This window comes from Granulicella pectinivorans (assembly GCF_900114625.1).
GTDB classification, from domain to species: Bacteria; Acidobacteriota; Terriglobia; order Terriglobales; family Acidobacteriaceae; genus Edaphobacter; species Edaphobacter pectinivorans.
The window spans coordinates 56,974-73,554 of record NZ_FOZL01000002.1; the positions used below are offsets into that span (position 1 = coordinate 56,974).

General features: G+C 61.3%; 17 protein-coding genes and 1 tRNA gene. 10 read left to right on the forward strand and 8 right to left on the reverse strand.

Going from position 1 to position 16,581, the window contains the following annotated elements; translation table 11 throughout:
- Positions 1-57: 57 nt before the first annotated feature.
- The 3 genes from BM400_RS18055 to BM400_RS18065 all read left to right on the forward strand — a co-directional run bounded on the left by BM400_RS18055 (position 58) and on the right by BM400_RS18065 (position 2,146).
- A complete protein-coding gene (locus BM400_RS18055) occupies positions 58-555 on the forward strand; it encodes a gluconokinase (RefSeq protein ID WP_089842261.1) in 498 nt (165 codons plus the stop codon).
- Between the two features lie 56 nt (positions 556-611).
- A complete protein-coding gene (locus BM400_RS18060; protein ID WP_089842263.1) occupies positions 612-1,388 on the forward strand; it encodes an SDR family NAD(P)-dependent oxidoreductase in 777 nt (258 codons plus the stop codon).
- 362 nt (positions 1,389-1,750) lie between these two features.
- Positions 1,751-2,146, forward strand: coding sequence for a GlcG/HbpS family heme-binding protein (locus BM400_RS18065; RefSeq protein WP_089842266.1), 396 nt, complete (start codon positions 1,751-1,753; stop codon positions 2,144-2,146).
- A gap of 155 nt (positions 2,147-2,301) precedes the next feature.
- Here BM400_RS18065 and rpmG read toward each other — a convergent pair whose 3' ends face one another.
- The 3 genes from rpmG to BM400_RS18080 form a co-directional block, all read right to left on the reverse strand.
- Positions 2,302-2,454 carry a 50S ribosomal protein L33 gene (gene rpmG, locus BM400_RS18070; RefSeq protein WP_089842269.1) on the reverse strand — a complete coding sequence of 51 codons (153 nt, stop codon included), beginning with the start codon at positions 2,452-2,454 and terminating at the stop codon, positions 2,302-2,304.
- Between the two features lie 3 nt (positions 2,455-2,457).
- Positions 2,458-2,688, reverse strand: coding sequence for a 50S ribosomal protein L28 (rpmB, locus tag BM400_RS18075; RefSeq protein WP_089842272.1), 231 nt, complete (start codon positions 2,686-2,688; stop codon positions 2,458-2,460).
- Between the two features lie 82 nt (positions 2,689-2,770).
- Positions 2,771-3,715, reverse strand: coding sequence for a ZIP family metal transporter (locus BM400_RS18080; protein WP_245782011.1), 945 nt, complete (start codon positions 3,713-3,715; stop codon positions 2,771-2,773).
- 107 nt (positions 3,716-3,822) lie between these two features.
- On the opposite strand from BM400_RS18080, the gene BM400_RS18085 reads away from it, so the two are divergent.
- Both BM400_RS18085 and BM400_RS18090 read left to right on the forward strand, forming a co-directional pair.
- Complete coding sequence (locus BM400_RS18085; protein ID WP_141224004.1) at positions 3,823-4,182, forward strand: hypothetical protein; 360 nt, start codon at positions 3,823-3,825, stop codon at positions 4,180-4,182.
- An 89-nt stretch (positions 4,183-4,271) separates the two neighbouring features.
- Positions 4,272-6,932 carry a multicopper oxidase domain-containing protein gene (locus tag BM400_RS18090; RefSeq protein ID WP_089842280.1) on the forward strand — a complete coding sequence of 887 codons (2,661 nt, stop codon included), beginning with the start codon at positions 4,272-4,274 and terminating at the stop codon, positions 6,930-6,932.
- A 24-nt stretch (positions 6,933-6,956) separates the two neighbouring features.
- On the opposite strand, the gene BM400_RS18095 is transcribed toward BM400_RS18090, so the two are convergent.
- Complete coding sequence (locus BM400_RS18095; RefSeq protein WP_089842283.1) at positions 6,957-7,472, reverse strand: hypothetical protein; 516 nt, start codon at positions 7,470-7,472, stop codon at positions 6,957-6,959.
- Entirely contained in the window at positions 7,469-8,095 is a 627-nt protein-coding gene (locus BM400_RS18100; RefSeq protein ID WP_089842285.1) for a response regulator, read from the reverse strand. Before BM400_RS18100 ends, BM400_RS18095 begins: the two co-directional genes overlap by 4 nt.
- 257 nt (positions 8,096-8,352) lie before the next feature.
- On the opposite strand from BM400_RS18100, the gene BM400_RS18105 reads away from it, so the two are divergent.
- Together BM400_RS18105 and BM400_RS18110 are read left to right on the forward strand one after the other, a co-directional pair.
- On the forward strand, positions 8,353-10,527 hold the full coding sequence (locus tag BM400_RS18105) for a tetratricopeptide repeat protein (protein ID WP_089843853.1): 2,175 nt from the start codon (positions 8,353-8,355) through the stop codon (positions 10,525-10,527).
- A gap of 22 nt (positions 10,528-10,549) precedes the next feature.
- Positions 10,550-10,885: a c-type cytochrome gene (locus BM400_RS18110; protein WP_175529135.1), complete on the forward strand. Its 336-nt coding sequence runs from the start codon at positions 10,550-10,552 to the stop codon at positions 10,883-10,885.
- Between the two features lie 89 nt (positions 10,886-10,974).
- Here BM400_RS18110 and alaC read toward each other — a convergent pair whose 3' ends face one another.
- The 3 genes from alaC to BM400_RS18125 form a co-directional block, all read right to left on the reverse strand.
- Complete coding sequence (alaC, locus tag BM400_RS18115; RefSeq protein WP_089842291.1) at positions 10,975-12,150, reverse strand: alanine transaminase; 1,176 nt, start codon at positions 12,148-12,150, stop codon at positions 10,975-10,977.
- 20 nt (positions 12,151-12,170) lie between these two features.
- Positions 12,171-12,259: transfer RNA gene (locus tag BM400_RS18120), tRNA-Leu, on the reverse strand.
- 18 nt (positions 12,260-12,277) lie between these two features.
- A complete protein-coding gene (locus BM400_RS18125) occupies positions 12,278-14,668 on the reverse strand; it encodes a lytic transglycosylase domain-containing protein (protein WP_245782012.1) in 2,391 nt (796 codons plus the stop codon).
- 140 nt (positions 14,669-14,808) lie between these two features.
- On the opposite strand from BM400_RS18125, the gene BM400_RS18130 reads away from it, so the two are divergent.
- The 3 genes from BM400_RS18130 (at position 14,809) to BM400_RS18140 (ending at position 16,580) form a co-directional block, all read left to right on the forward strand.
- Entirely contained in the window at positions 14,809-15,456 is a 648-nt protein-coding gene (locus tag BM400_RS18130) for a sigma-70 family RNA polymerase sigma factor (RefSeq protein WP_089842297.1), read from the forward strand.
- Positions 15,453-15,692: an anti-sigma factor family protein gene (locus BM400_RS18135; protein WP_089842300.1), complete on the forward strand. Its 240-nt coding sequence runs from the start codon at positions 15,453-15,455 to the stop codon at positions 15,690-15,692. The genes BM400_RS18130 and BM400_RS18135 overlap by 4 nt, the downstream gene beginning before the upstream one ends.
- A gap of 90 nt (positions 15,693-15,782) precedes the next feature.
- On the forward strand, positions 15,783-16,580 hold the full coding sequence (locus tag BM400_RS18140) for a class I SAM-dependent methyltransferase (protein ID WP_089842303.1): 798 nt from the start codon (positions 15,783-15,785) through the stop codon (positions 16,578-16,580).
- Position 16,581 lies beyond the last annotated feature (1 nt).

A 16,581-nucleotide genomic window follows, 5' to 3' on the forward strand; every position in this document is an offset into this window, starting at 1 on the left:
ACGGGCGTAGCTTCCCTGGAGGCTACGCCCTTCACTTCTTTTGGGAGTTGGAACGGCATGATCGTAGTCATCATGGGTGTGAGCGGGTCGGGCAAATCGACGATCGGTGGACTTCTTGCGGAGCGGATCGGCACGGTCTTTGCAGACGCGGACGACTTTCATCCGCAGGCCAACAAGGACAAGATGGCTGCGGGCCATCCCCTCAACGATGAGGATCGTCAGCCATGGCTGGAGGACCTGAACCGTCTGCTGAAGAGCTGGTATGAGGGTTCAGGGAGCGGCGTCTTGGCTTGTTCAGCCTTGAAGGAGAAGTACCGGGATACGCTGAAGACCGGCATTCCCGAAGGAAAGGTGCATTTCGTGCTGCTCGAAGGCGATCCGAAGCTGATCGAAGAGCGGATGAAGGCGAGGCCCGGGCACTACATGAAGGCGAATATGCTGGCCAGCCAGATCGCCACGCTCGAGGTGCCTGCGGATGCACTGAAGGTCAAGAACATCGGTCCGCCGGAAGAGGTTGTCACGGGAATTCTGCGCGATCTGACCGCAAAGGGCTAAGGGTTGCGTCGTTGGTATAGGGTTGTTGGGTTGGGATTTTTATAGGAGAAATCAGGATGGGGCACTCGTTGTTTGATCTGACCGGTAAGGTCGCGGTGGTGGTTGGTGGTACTTCAGGCATCGGTTTGGCGATGGCAATCGGGCTGGCAGAGGCCGGCGCGGATGTGGTCGCGAGTTCGCGGCGGCAGGAGCAGGTCGATGAGGCGGCAACGACGATCGAGGGCAAGGGCCGCAGGTCGCTGCGTTTGACCTCGGATGTGGCCGACCGTGGTTCGCTCGAGAAGCTGCTGGAAGGCACGCTGGCGGAGTTCGGACAGGTCGATATCCTGATCAACTGCGCAGGCAAGATCAAGCGCGCGCCAACCCTCGATTTCCCCGAGGATCTGTGGAACGACATCATGGACACCAACGTGACCGGAACGCTGCGGGCCTGCCAGATCTTCGGCAAGCATATGCTGGAGCGCGGATACGGACGCATTATCAACATCGCTTCCCTGAATACGTTCGTAAGTCTTAAGGAAGTAACGGCTTATGCCGCTTCGAAGGCAGCAGTTGGCGCCCTGACGAAGTCTTTGGCCGTTGAGTGGAGCTCGCAGGGCGTGACCGTCAATGCGATCGCTCCGGGCGTCTTCCGGACCGCCCTGAACGCGGAGTTGCTGGACAAGAGCGAGCGCGGCAAGGAGCTGCGGATGCGCACGCCGATGGGGCGTTTCGGCAAGACGGAGGAGCTGGTTGGCTCCGCAATCTATCTGGCGAGCGATGCTTCGGCGTTTGTGACCGGCGAGATTCTGGTCGTCGACGGCGGGTTCCTGGCTAGCGGCGTGAATCAGTAAAGCAGGGTTCAGCAGGCGGCTTCGACCTCGGTCGGAGCCGCCTTTTTGCGTCTAGAGGTCAGACCTCTGGGACATCAAGTCGCGCGCGATGCCCAATTCATGTGCATCCACGGTAATCATGGTTTTCTAAAGGGCTTACGGGGTGGGGAATGTAAATTTCCCTGTGTTTCACCACACGCTTTTTTGTCCATTTTGGACGGTAAAACGTGGATGAATGCATGGAAACGATGGCCAGAATGCTGGTTTTGAGCAGCACGATCTTTTCGCGCCGATGATCGCCCACATTTGACTGATTCGGAGCCTGGGTCAGCCATCTGATTAGCCATCGAATGTCTCTAAGGGGAGAGACAAGGAGAAAGATCATGATTCAGTTAGCAGACGCTCGTCGCATCCTCGCAGCAGCGGAGAAGAAGGCGGAAGAGATTGGGCAGCCGATGAACGTTGCGGTGGTCGATGCGGGTGGAAACCTGGTGGCGTTTGAGCGGATGGAGAATGCCTGGCTAGGCTCGATCGATATCTCGCAGAAGAAGGCCTGGACCTCGCGTGCGTTCGACATTACGACCAAGGACCTGGGAGCGAACTCTCAGTCGGGCGATCAGTTCTTTGGGATCCACGCTTCGAACGATGGGAAGGTGATGATCTTCGCCGGCGGAATTCCGATCAAGAAGGACGGGAAGGTTGTGGGAGCGATCGGCGTCAGCGGTGGTTCCGGAGCGCAGGACCATGCGGTGGCTGAGGCGGGTGTGGCGGCATATTAGTTCGGTGACGGGTGGTAGCCCACATCGCAGAAGCGAGATGTGAGCTACCCGATTCAGCGGCGATTCCGATGGATACGACAAAAGGCCTGCTTCTTCTCCTCTTGGTACTGGAGGATGAGAAGCAGGCTTTTCGTGCAGGAACCCGTCTCTACCGCTTATGCCTTGGCTTCGCGGTAGGGGACGTGCTTGCGGATCTTGGGGTCGTACTTCGAGAGCTCAAGCTTGCCGCTCTTGAGCTTCGGATTCTTGGTGGTGGTGTAGAAGTGGCCAGTGCCGGCCGACGAAACGAGCTTGATGATTGTCCGCATGGTTTAGGCCGCCTTCGCTTTGGACTTGAGCATAGCTGCGTCGTATCCGAGTTTGGTGATGTTACGCAGTCCGGCCATGCTGATGCGCATACGGATGAAACGCTTTTCGGAGGCTACCCAAACGCGCTTCCACTGCAGGTTCGGCTCCCAGCGGCGACGCGACTTGTTATTCGCGTGCGAACGCTTGTTACCACTCATCGGGCGCTTGCCCGTTACTAGACATACCTTGGCCATGACGGTTCCTTATTCTCGGGGAAAACCCTACAGACCTTTATACAGCATTCTGGAGGATTTGTCAGCCTTTTGTGGCCTTTTCTCACCCGCCGAGGCCGCCTACCGCCATCACCAAACCGGCTCCAACGCAGAGGCAGGCGATCTGCAGGAGGACGCGGGAGAGGCGCTTTTCGCGTTCGAGCTCCGGCAGGAGGTTGACCGTCGCGATGTAGAGGAAGCTACCGGCAGAGATGGGCAGGAGCCAGGCGATGGTGGCAACCGAGTGGGCTCCGGCGAGGAGGACAGCGGCTACCCCGAGGAACGACGGGAGGCCTGCGTAGAGGGTGAGGCGAAGCGCGCGGGGGAGAGGTACCTTGAGATGGACAAGGAGGGCGAAGTCGCCCATGCGGTGCGGAATCTCATGCAGGGAGATGGCGAGGGCAGTGAGCCAGCCGATGCGCGGCGAGGCCAGGAAGGCGACGGCGACGGCGGCTCCATCCACAAAGCTGTGGAGCATGCTGGCGAGGATGAGGGATCCGGGGCGCGCGCCCTGGGGGGTGTGCTGGTGGTGGTGCTCGGCACAGGGTTCGCCGATCTCCGGCTCGGCGCCGGTGCCGGAGATGACGAAGAAGAGACGCTCGGCGGCGAAGAGCGCGATCATGGCGGCGCCGGTGAGGAGCCAGGTGAGGGCGTGGTTTCCGAGTTGCTCGATGGCCTCCGGGAGAAGGTGCAGGAGCGCGGTCGCGAGGAGGACGCCGACGGCGAGGGCGACGATATAGGGGAGTTGGCGGCGGAGCGCCTCCTCGCGAGCACGCAGAAGCCAGGCCGCGGCGGTAGCGGCAAGCTGCACGGCGGCGGTGGCGAGGATGGGGGCGATGATCCAGACGGCGGTGATAACTGCTCCTTGAAAGTGCCCTAGGCGGGCGACGGGCGTTCGTACGCCTGTTCCTGCTTCGCGTGGCTCTCCCGATGGTCGAGAGTTGCCTTTGCTGCCGACCAGCGGGAGGCCCGCAGAATTTTGTGGTGCCCCGACCGGTCTACCTGTCACAACGTGACCGCCGTTCGCGCAGGGCGCACGTCCGGCAGGACAAAGGCCTAAAGAGTAATGGTATCGCGCTTTTGTCTTCCCTATTGATGCTGGAGTATCGTGGAAGGATGAGGTTTCGTTCCGCATGGACGGGTTTGCTGCTGATGGTCGTCATGGCCGTGGCGTGCTTTGGACCGGTTTGCGGAGTGGCCTGCGCGGCGAAGGCTCCCTGCCATGACGCGTCGAGCATGACAGACTGCACGGGGATGGGACCGATGGCTTCCGTCCATGCCGCAGCCTCGCATGCGACGGTCTGCGCGCAGGACGATGCAGTGGTCGACCGCTCGGACGTGGATGTTCACCAGTTGGCGGTTGTGGCTGTGATGGCTTCGGCGATTCGCGTGGATGCAGTCCACCCGGTTGCCGCGGCGGCTGTGCGTGGTTTGGCGAAGGCGCCACCCAGGCCGGTTGTCGTGATGCGCGTTTAATCCTTCTCTCTTTGTCACCAAAGCTGATTCGTGAGCTTCTCAAAGGCTCGTGATGGTGTTTGTGCGTTTTTGGAACAGAGGAGAGCTGTATGGCGAATCGCCGGTCGTTTTTGCAAAGTGTGTTGGGTGTAGGCGCGGGGCTGTTTGCTTCAGAGAAGATGACGGCCGCGGTGCCGAAGACGGTTGGCGCGCACGTGCCGGTGGTGACGACCGAGGTAGGCGACCTGCCGTTCACGATGGATGGCGACTGGAAGGTGTTCCACCTGATTGCGGAGGTGTTGCAGCAGGAGATCGCTCCGGGGAAGACGCTGGACCTTTGGGGTTTCAATGGGTCGGCTCCGGGGCCTACGATCCAGGTATTTCAGGGCGACAAGGTCAGGGTGATCTTTGAGAACCGCCTGCCGGAGGCGAGTTCGATTCACTGGCATGGCTTTGAAGACACGATTGCGAACGATGGGCAGCCGGGGATCAGCCAGGAGCCGGTGTTGCCGGGGGCGTCGTTTACGTATGAGTTCGAGATCCACCAGGAGGGCACGTACTTCTACCACTCGCACATGGCGATGCAGGAGATGGTGGGGTTGCTGGGTGCGTTCATCATGCATCCGCGCAAGGCGTACGAGCCGCACTGCGAGAAGGACTTTGTGGTGCATCTGCAGGAGTACGCGGTGCTGCCCAATAATACGGTTCCGGACTCGATGAAGATGGAGTTCAACTGGCTGGTGCTGAATGGCAAATCAGGGCCGGCGACGACGCCGCTGATTGTGCGGCTGGGGGATCGGGTGAGGATACGGTTTGTGAATATGGGGATGGATCACCATCCGATGCATCTGCATGGGCACACGTTCCATGTGACCGGCACGGAGGGTGGACGGATTCCCGAGGCGGGGTGGTGGCCGGGGAATACGGTGCTGGTAGGCGTAGCGCAGAGCAGGACGGTGGAGTTTGTGGCGAAGAATCCGGGGGACTGGATGCTGCACTGCCACCTGCCGCACCACATGATGAACCAAATGTCGTCGATTGCGGGAAAGATGACGCGCGGGGATGGCATGGGCATGACGGATGGCGTGTCGAAGCAGGCGAACGATGTGCCGGGGTATCCGCAGGATGCGTTTATGGAAGGGCCGATGATGGCGATGGATGCGGCCGTCGATATTCCGGAGAACCATGGGTTGAAGGCGGGCTGGAGCCAATACATGGCGGGGATGATGACGTTTGTGCGCGTGCTGCCGCCGGCGGAATACGATGCGGTGATTGGGAAGATGAACGCCGCGAAGAGGGCGCGGGATCCGTACGCTTCGATCCTGGGAAAGATTGTTCCTGTTTTGGTGGCTTTTTTAATGGGCGGGATGGCCTGGGGGCAGTCGATGCCCGGGATGGATATGTCCATGCCGATGACGCAGCATCAGCATATGCCGGGGATGGATATGTCGAAGCCCGCGGTGCAGACTGGTCCGCGGGTGCGGGATACGCAGGCTTTGCAGGAGCCGGAGAATCCGACGAAGCGGACGGGGGGGTCGGTCGCGGCGCCGGAGCTGCTGGGTGGGCTTGAGAGGCGGCCTGCGCTTTTCCTGGAGGACTTTCTGGCCATGGCGGAGAAGCAGAACCCCACGATCTCCCAGGCACAGACGATGGTCAAAGGCGCGGCGGCGCGGGCTTTGCAGGCGGGACTGTATCCGAATCCGAGCGTGGGGTATCAGGGAGAGCAGATTCGCGGAGGAACGTATGGGGGCGGCGAGCAGGGAGGGTATGTCGAGCAGGAGATTGTGATGGGGGGCAAGCTTGGGCTGCGACGCGATGTGTACCGGCAGCAGGGCAAGGCGGATGCGATTGGCGTGGAGGAGCAGAGGGCTCGGGTGAAGAACGATGTGACGCGAGCGTTCTACGCGGCGCTGGTGGCGCAGGCGGTGGTAGAGGTGAGGAAGCAGATGGCAGGGGTGGCGCTGGATGCGGTCGAGACGGTGCATCAGCTTGCGAATGTGGGACAGGCGGATGCTCCGGACATTCTGCAGACGGAGGTGGAAGCCGAACAGGCGAAGGTTGATTTCGTGGCCGCGCAGAGGAGATACCTCGAGGAGTTTGCGGTGCTGGCTGCGGTGTCGGGACGGCAGGATCTGGGCGTGAGTCGTGTGGCTGGGGATCTGGAGGCGCTGCCTGAGATGGATGCGGAGAAGATGGCGGCATCGATTGGCGACAGCAACCCGATGGTGAAGCGTCTGGAGCAACAGGTTGGGGTGAGCGAGGCGCAGTTGCGTGCGGCGCAGCGCGAGGTGATTCCGAATGTCGTCGTGCGGGCGGGAGAGCAGTACAACTTTGAACATGTGACCGACTTCCCTGCCCGGGCTGCAGGACCACAGAGCTTCGCGAGTGCCTCGGTGACACTGCCAGTGTGGAACCGGAACCAGGGCTCCGTCGCGGCCAATGAAGCGGAGGTGGAAAGGGCGAGGCAGGAGGTGGTTCGGGCAAGGCTGGCGTTGCGGCAGAAGGCAGAGCCGGTGGCGCAGGCCTATCTTGCGGCGCGGTTTGCAGCGGACCGGTACAAGACGGAGATGCTGCCCAGAGCACAGAGGGCGTATGAGCTGTACAAGGTGAAGTACGACGCGATGGCGCTGCCGTATCCGCAGGTTCTGCATTCGCAACTGAATTTGCTACAAATGCAGATTGGGTATCTGACGACACTTGGCGATGCGTGGCAGAGTGGGGTCGACCTGCAATACGGCGTTCTGCACGGAGGGCTGGAGATGCCCCGTTAGCAGGGGATGTCGCTGCGCTTCGGGTCAATGCCCGGGGAGAAGACGATAGGGGGTCTCAAAGCGGCCGATCTGCATCACGGAACGCTCGTTCGGCGGCCAGATGCGGAAGGTTTCGACACGCATTCCGGGCTTCATGGGATGCGCCAGCGCAGAGCCCTCTTCCGCCCCTGTCGACGCGTCGTAGAGATGCAGCTCGAGGCCCGTTGCGACTCGATTCCAGCCGAAGACGTATCTTCCTGGACCCAGCGTGACTTCATCGATCTGGATCGCATGCTGCACAAGAAGGTAGTGCGAGTATTTGCCTTCGGCGGAGTAGCCCGCGGTGATGAGCACCACCGCAGCAATGACTTGCCCGCGAGCATCGATGATCCCCGAGGCCGTTCGCATCTCGGTCTCGATGCGCTCTTTTACGACCGGCGCCCGAGAGGGGAGCACCTGCTCCAACTCGGGCATTGTGGCCGCGCGCCAGCCCTGAGCCAGCAGAGGCGAGGCTGTGAGAAGAAGCGCAACGAGGCAGATCCATCGACGAAGAGCGATCATGGGAGATGGACGATCCCCCTCTGCAACGCGAGCGTTGCCGCATGCGTGCGGTCCGCGACGCCCAGCTTGCTGAGCAGGCTGTTGACGTGTGACTTGACGGTCGTCTCGGAGATTTTGAGGTCCGCCGCTATCTCCTTGTTGGCCCGGCCCGCGACGATTCTTTCGAGCACGCGCAGCTCGCGCGCCGTGAGGTCCTGCCATGCCATGCGTTCGGCGAGCTTCTCCGCGATCTGCGCGGGAATGCGTGTGCGGCCCGCGTCGACCGCATGGATGGTCGAGAGGAGCTCTTCGGTCGTCATCCCTTTCAGGAGATAAGCCTTCGCCCCCGCCTGCAGGGAGCGGTAGATGTCTTCGTCGCCATCGAAGGTTGTGAGGACAATGATGCGTGCCGCCGGGGTATCCTTGCGGATCTGGGCGATGGCCTCGACGCCGCCCATCTTTGGCAGACGAAGATCCATGAGGGTAATGTCCGGCTTCAGGGTGCCGAACAGCGCGACGGCTTCCATGCCATCGCTGGCCTCGCCGACCACCTCGACGGTGGGGATCGTCGACAGCAGGGCGACCAGGCCCTTGCGTACGACGTGGTGGTCATCGACCACCAGAATGCGAACTCGTCTCTCCACGCTTCGCGTCCTCTTCTTCCGCGTGTGAAAAGTATAAGCCGGTCGGACAAAGATCATCCAAAAGGTGGAGACGCGCCTCGTCCCATATTGTCCTTTCCCATGCTGCCTCTGTTTCGCTATGATTCGGTTCGACGAACCGCTGCACGGAATACGACTCATTCATGACGCAACGCCTCCTGAGAAACGCTCGCAAACGCTCCCTTCCCCTGGCTGCCTTCGCGAGCGTTCTTTTTTTGACGGGATTGCTTGCTTCCACGATGCCATTGCGCTTGGTGGTTGCAAGCTCCGAGGCGGATGAGGCTGCAGCGGCCCGCAAGGCCTACAACGACAAGGTGAATGAGAAGTACAACGACCACTTCAGCAAGGATGCCCATTTCCTGCCTTCGCTGATGACGACCGATACCGGCGAGTTTATCGACCCGAAGACCTTTCCCACGGCGCAGTACTGTGGGCATTGCCACCAGGAGGCGCACAGCCAGTGGCGACAATCCGCGCACTCGAACTCCAACCGCGCGCCGTGGTATCTGCGCAACGTCAACCTGCTGACGGACCAGAAGGGCGTCGAATATACGCGGCACTGCGAAGGCTGCCATGATCCCGTGGCGATGGTGGCGGGGAATCTGACGCAGGGTTCCACGAAGCGGCGGCCGTTCGATGCCGACGGGGTGACCTGTGCGGTGTGCCATGCGATCCAGAAGGTCGACACGCGCGGCACGGGATCGTATGTGCTGGGAACGCCCGCCGTGCTGGTCGATGAGAACGGCAACGGCATCGCGCGGCCGGTCACGGATGGTGAGATCCTTGCGCACCTCGACCGGCATTCCGCGGCGGTCATGAAGCCGTTCTACAAGTCGTCGGAGTTTTGCGCTAGCTGCCACAAGGCCGCGCTGCCAAAGCAATTGAACGACTACAAGTGGCAGCGCGCGATCTTCCTCTACGACGAGTGGCAGAACTCTTCCTTTGCGAAGCAGTCGCCACTTCCCTTCTATGTCAAGGATTCGGTCTCCACCTGCGAGACATGCCACATGCCGCGCGAGGCGATCACGCTGCGGGACCCAGGCGCGAAGCACGGCCAACTGGCCTCGCATCGCTGGCTGGGGGCCAACACCATCATCCCGAAGTTCTACGGGTTCGATGAACAGGCCGAACGCATCGTGAAGTTTCTTCAGGCAAGCGTCTTCAACGTGGATCTCTTCGCAATCGAGCATGCCAACTCCACCATCTCCGCACCGCTTGGCCTTGTATCTTATACCGTCGCTCCCGGTGAGCTGCTGACTGCCGACGTCGTCATCCAGAACAAGGGCATTGCGCACTCGCATGTTCCTGAGCAGCGCGATATGTACGAGTCGTGGGTGGACTTTACCGTGAAGGATGCGAGCGGCAAGACGCTGTTCGAGAGCGGATTCCTGAAGCCTGGTGGCGATCTCGACGAGCGTGCCCACTCGTTCACCAACCGGCTCATCAGCGCGAGCGGAACGCTGAACGCCGACCACGAGGTGTGGCAGACCAAGATCGTCGCCTACAACAACACCATACAGTCAGGACGCTCGCAGCTTGTGCGGTACTCCTTCCACATGCCTGCTGCCTCTGGCCCTGTGACTTTGACGGCTACGGTGAAGTACAGGCGCTTCAATCAGCACTTCATCGACTTCGGGATGAACCTCTCCGGCAGCAAGCATTATGAGGAGCCCATCATCGATATGGTCTCGGCCTCGCGCGTTGTGGAGGTTGGAGAGAACAAGCCGGTCGCGCCCACACCCGCCGAGAACGCGACCTGGATGCGCTGGAACAACTACGGCATCGCCCTGCTGGACGCGCAGCAGTATGCGGCATCGGTCGATGCCTTCGCCCATGTCGCGAAGCTGCGTCCCGACTACGCCGATGCCTACACGAACCAGGCCATCGTGGAGATTCAGTGGGAGCGCTACAACGATGCGAGGCCTCATCTAGCGCAGGCCCTGCAGTTGTCGCCCGGCAACTCACGCGCCCTCTACTACCGTGCCCTTGTGGAACGCAACGGCGGCGAACTCGATGCGGCGGTGACCGATCTCATCGCCGTCACCAAAGCCTTCCCACGCTCCCGCGACGCGCATCGCGAGCTTGGCTTCTCCTACTACCAGCAGCACAAGTATGCGCAGGCCAGGGACGAATACGAGATCGTGCAAGACATCGATCCCGATGACCTTGCAGCGCACTATCTACTGGCTATCCTCTACCGCCGTCTCGGTCTCAAGGACAAAGCAGCCGAGCAGTCCGCGAGCTTCGCCGACCAGAAGGACGATCCCAGCGCCAACCGCTTTGCACTCGACTATCTGCGTACCCACAGCGATGTGGCCAGCGAGAGCGTCGTCTGGCACACGCATGAGCTGGATGCCCCGGCGCATCGCATCGATGGTCCGCTTCCCACGAGCTTCAGCGCTACCCAGAACTAGAGCCGATGCGACAATGTCCTCAGTGAATCGTAGCCTCCTCACTCTCGTTCTCACATGTGCCGCGCTCCACTCGGGCATGGCACAGCAGCCCTCGCCTCTCTCCGGTGCGACGCTCTTCCATGAGAAGGGCTGCGAGCACTGTCATGGCGCCAACTTCGCCGGCATCCCCGACAAGGGTCCGTCACTGCTCACGGTCGGCAAACGTCTGAAGAAAGACGCTATCGCCAGACAGATTCACGACGGCGGGCAGGAGATGCCGTCCTTTGGGGATGTTCTGCAACCGGACGAGATATCCGCTCTTGTGGACATGCTCCACAACAAGAAAAAGGCTCCCAAAGAGGTTCAAGCGAGTCGATAGGCGCATGCTGCAAACAGTTGAGCCGCCCTCGTTGATGGCTGTTCCACCATCAACGAGGGCGGCTCGATTAAGCCAGGAAAACGTGAGGCCTAGCCCGCCTTGAACATCTGCTTGATGCCGCGCAGCGCCTGTCGTGTACGTTCTTCGTTCTCGATCAGCGAGAAGCGGATGTAGTTGTCGCCATGCTCGCCGAAGCCGACGCCGGGACTCACGGCAACCTTCGCTTCGTGCAGAAGCTTCTTCGAAAACTCCAGCGACTTCATGCCGAACTGCTCCGGAATCTTCGCCCACGCGAACATCGTTGCCTTGGGCAGATCGACCGGCCAACCAAGCTTGTTCAGGCCTGGGACAAGCACGTCGCGCCGTGCCTTGTAGATGCCGGTGATCTCCGCCACACAGTCCTGCGGCCCTTCGAGCGCCGCGATCGCCGCCACCTGAATGGGGGTGAACGTGCCGTAGTCGAAGTAGCTCTTGATGCGCCCAAGCGCGCCCACCAGCTTCGTCGAACCGACCATGAAGCCCACACGCCAGCCCGGCATGTTGTAGCTCTTCGAGAGCGTGAAGAACTCGACCGCGATCTCCTTTGCGCCCGGCACCTGCATCAGGCTTGGCGCACGGTATCCATCGAAGGTGAGGTCCGCATAGGCGAGGTCATGCACGATGTAGATGCCAAGCTCCGTACACAGGGGGACGAGGCGCTCGAAGAAGGAGAGGTCGACACATGCCGCGGTCGGATTCGCCGGGAAGTTCAGGATGAGGATCTTGGGGCGCGGCTCCATGCGCGGAAGCTCATACTCCAGCTTCGCGATCAGCGCATCCTGATCGGGCTCGAGTTCAATGCTCTGCACGCGCGAGCCCGCGATGACGGGTCCGAAGATGTGGATCGGATAGCTCGGGTTCGGCACCGCAACGGTATCCTCATCGTCCAGCAGCGCGAGGCAGAGATGCGCGATGCCCTCCTTGGAACCGATCGTCACGATCGCTTCCGTATCGGGGTTCAGGTCGACATCGTAGCGCCGCTTGTACCAGCCGCAGATGGCCTTGCGCAGACGAGGGATGCCCTTCGAGAGCGAGTAGCGATGCGTCGTGGTGCGTTGCGCTGCTTCGATCAGCTTATCGACGATATGCTTCGGCGTAGCCCCATCGGGGTTCCCCATCCCGAAGTCGATGATATCTTCGCCACGCTTACGCGCCGCAGCCTTGAGCTCGCCGGTGATGTTGAACACATAGGCGGGTAGCCTGCTCAGCCTTCTAAACTCTTCCATGTCTTCCTTCTTTACGAAGTTGGTGCCCGAGGGGGGACTTGAACCCCCACACCCACTGAAGGGCTACGGATTTTAAGTCCGCTGTGTCTGCCGATTTCACCACTCGGGCGGTGTCTTCAGTCTACCGCTACCGAACAGGATACAGCGCACGGTACATCTCACGATTGCGCAGAATCGCCTGCACGTATTCTCTGGTCTCGCTATAGGGAATCGACTCCACGTACTCCGCCACGTCCTTATAGTCGTTGGTCGACAGCCAGCGCCGGATGGGCGTGTCGCCTGCGTTATAGGCAGCCAACGCGTACTCCGCCTGTCCGCCAAAACGGTCCAGCACCTGCTTCAGATTCGTCGTGCCCAGCTGCAGGTTGATCGACGGGTTCAGCAGAGACCGCGCATCGATGCCCTTGAGGCCGTCCTTCTTCGCCGCTGCCTTGCCCACAGAGGGCAGAAGCTGCATCAAGCCGTACGCGTTCGCCGGGCTGACCGCGCCGGCGTTGAACTCCGACTCCTGCCGGATGAGCGAAGCGACCAGATAGGGGTCGAGCCCGTTCTTCTGCGAGTTCGCCACCAGGTCGTTCCAATAGGGCTGCGGAAACAACAGATGCCAATACACCACCGGCACCTTGTTCATCGGAATCGAGAAGAACGGAATGCCGCTATGCTTCATCGACTGCAACGCGCGGGTGTACTCGCCGAACGACACATAGATCTCCGCCTGCGCCAGAGCGCCCCACTGCGCGGAGTCCGCACTGGCCTGGATCTCCGGCCCGATAAACTCATTTAACGCGGCGTTCGCCAGCAGGCGTGCCTTGATGAGGTGCGGATCGTTCTCCGGCAATTCACCCGTCAGCGCCGGCACCGCCGGAACGCGTACCGAAGCCAGCGGAGACGCCGGCTGTACCGCACCCGACTGTCCACCAATCACCGCCAGCCTCTGCCGCGCCAGCACCGCGTAGTAGAAGTTCACGTAGTTCGCGTTCAGTGCGCGATAGTAGTTCGCAGCCTGCCCGAAGTCGCGCCCTTCATCCTCGTACAGACGCCCGCGCCAGTACAGCGCGCTGGATGCCTCTGTGCTTGCCGGATACATCGTGATCTGCTCATCCATCAGCCGCGCCGCTTCGGTGTACTTGCGCAGCCGGTAGCTCATCCATGCGCAGCGCCAGTGGGCCGAGGGCGCGTAGGTGCTGTTGGGAAAAAGCCTCACCAGACTCTCATAGTCGGAGATCGCCTCCACCTGCTCATGCTTCAGCAGATGCATATTGCCGCCCGAGTACAGGGCCTCCTCCGTCCAGCGGCTGTGCGGGAACCTCTGCACCAGGTCCGCCACCTCGCGGTCGTTGCCCTTCGTGTCGTTCTCGTTCCGCGCAATCTCGGCGAGCAGATACTTCTTCAGTGCGGCGCTGTCATCGTCGGTCTGCGGAAGCTTCTCCGCATCGCGGCGTCCAAGCCGCTTCAGCCGCAGGTCGCATACCGCCGCATAGATCTCGAGCGCATCGCGATCCCCCTGGCTGAGCCCCGGATCGTTCTTTTCAAGGGAATGGTACTCGACACTCGCCTCGGCATAGTGTTTTGCGTTGTAGAGGGCATCGGCGTGGATCTTCCGCTCCGCCGCACTCAGCGGAACGCCCATCGCGGCAAGCTGGTTGCGCGACTGGGACGCCTCGCCGGTCATCGGCTGGGCGGTGAAGATCTTGCGGTAGAGCGCCGAGGCATTGGCCGTGTCGCCGATCGCCTGGTACGCCTTCGCCTGCGCGAACCGGAAGTCCGCATGGGTCGACTGCGGCGCGGCGTCGGGGGAAGACAGCACCTTCAGCGCACCCTGCGGATTATTGGCCGACAGATACAGGTTCGCCAGCAGCACCGGAGCGTTCGGAATAAAGATGCTTCCGGGGTGGCGCTCGGCAAAGCGGTCCAACAGCCCGTAGGCCTCCGTGCTGTGGTTGGCCGCGAGCGCCGCCTGGGCCCCGAGATAGTCCGCATAGTCGCTGAGCGCGTCGCCCGCCGAGCCGGCCATCCGGTAGGTGGCGGCGGCGTCCGCAAACCGCTTGTCCAGCATGTAGGCGTGCCCCAGAGCGAGGTAGGCCGTGGCGGCGCCGTCGCCCGGATGCGCCTTCGCGTAGCTCGAAACACCGTCATACGCCATTGCGGAGCGCGTGGCCGCAAGCTGCTGTGCCATGGGCCGCAACTGCGACGAGGCCAGGAACGCACTGTTCAACCGCGCCGTTTGGGCGCTGATCGCCGCGGCAGCGGCGGCATGGGCCGCCGTCTTGCCCCGTGCGGCGGAAACGGTCGTTTTCGCATGCCCCTTTGTACCCCGGGCAGAGCCCTTTGCCGCAGGCTTCGCGGTCTTGCTGGCCGTCTTAGCGTGCTTCTGCACCGTTTTTTTGTGTGCCGAGGACGTCTGCATCGCCTCGCTCGCGCTCCATGGTGCCAGCGCCAGCGCGGTAACCAGAAACACATTCATCCTTAGCCCAAACCATCTACCCAACGTCGTCACGCCCTTCGGGGAGAACCCCATGCTCTTCAATCTAGCTGGATTCGGCCTCCGCCGCACCCCCGAATGCCCGCCGCGAACCTGTTCCGGCATAGGCTTCGGTGCATTCTTCTGGTTGGATGCCGCTTTGCTCCTAACGCAATCCCATTTATGATCGAGATTGCATGTCAACGGCATCGACCCTCATCCCGGCAGTTCCGCTCGTCCCCGAGGAGATCCATCCCGACGTGGCGCTCGTCGCACGCGCCAAAGAAGGCGACACCGCCGCCTTTGAGCAGCTTGTCCGTCAGTACGACCGGCAGGTCTTCCGCGTAGCCCAGCACATCACCCAGAACCGCGAAGACGCCGAAGACATTACGCAGGATGCCTTCCTGAAGGCCTACGAGAAGCTCGACCAGTTTCAGGGAAACTCCAAATTCTCCACCTGGCTCGTCCGCATCGCCGTCAACGAGAGCCTGATGCGCCTGCGCAAGCGCAAGACCTCCAAGACCGTCTCGATGGACGAAAACGTCCAGACCGACGAGGGATCGATCCCCCGCGACTTCGCCGACTGGAGCCCCAATCCGGAGCAGCAATTCGGCACCTCAGAGCTCGGAGAGATCCTGCGCAAGACAATTCAGGGTCTTCCCCCAGGTTTCCGAACCGTTTTCACACTGAGGGACATCGAAAACCTGTCGACGGAAGAGACCGCCGAGGCGCTTGGTTTAAGCGTACCCGCCGTCAAGTCGAGACTTTTACGAGCGCGCCTGCAGTTGCGGGAGCGTCTCAGCCGGTATTTCCGGCAGAATAAGAACGAGGGGCCCAAGCCGTGACCTGCACTGACTTCCTCAGCAAGCTAACGGATTACTTCGACGGCCAGATCGGCGCCGAGCTCATGGTCGAGGTAAAGCACCACATTGCCGAGTGCCACCACTGCCACGTCGTCCTCGACACCACCAAGCAGACCATCGAGGTCTATCGCGACAACGAGATCTACGAGTTCTCCCCGGAACTTCAGAACCGTATCCATACCGCGATCATGACCAAGTGTCGCGCCATCGCGAAGTAAATCCCCAAAGATATGCACCACCCAGCCCAAGGCCGAGCTTCTGCTGCCTTGGGTTTTTCTCTTTCCATGCAAATTTGAGACTCTCCTCCTATGAGCGATGCGACCCATTTTGACCGGCGCGGTGCAACCTATGACGCCAACGAGACCCACCGGCGCATCTTGGGTCTGCTGGTATCGGCTGCGCCCTTGCAGCCCGGCATGCGCGTGGTGGATGTAGCGACGGGCACAGGCGCAGCCGCTTTGAAGGCCGCGGAGATCGTAGGCCCCACGGGAAGCGTCTTCGGCATCGACCTCTCCGCAGGCATGCTTGCCGAAGCCCGGCGCAAGGCAACGGAAGCTGCGTTTTCGCATGTGCAGTTTCTCCAGGCCGACGCCGAGCGGTTCGATCTGCCCGCGGAGAGCGTGGATTTCATCTTTTGCGCCTCCGGCCTGGTGATGATGCAGGATATCCCCGCTGCACTCAGACGCTGGGTGGGTTGGCTGAAGCCGAACGGCCACCTCGCGTTTGATGTCCCTGCGAAGCCATTTGGCCTCTCCGAAATGGTCGCCGAAGCGGCGGCGGCACAGGGTATTCTTCTGCCCTATGACACGGTCGCCGATACCCCCACGAAGTGTCGCGCGTTGCTGGAAGATGCCGGTCTTATCGCCACACACATCGCCACGGAAGTGGTCAGCGACGACTGGGTCGAGCTGGACAAAGCCATTGCGTTTCTCGAGGAGCGCATGGACCATCCGGCCTGGCGAGCTCTGCAAGATGCTCCCGAAAACGCTCGCGAAGCGACACGCAACGCCTATGCGGAGATCATCCAGAAACGCGCCCGCGCGCATCGATTCCAGAGCAAAGTCGCTCAGCATTTCGTGTATGGCCGGAAATCGAAGAGAGCGTAGG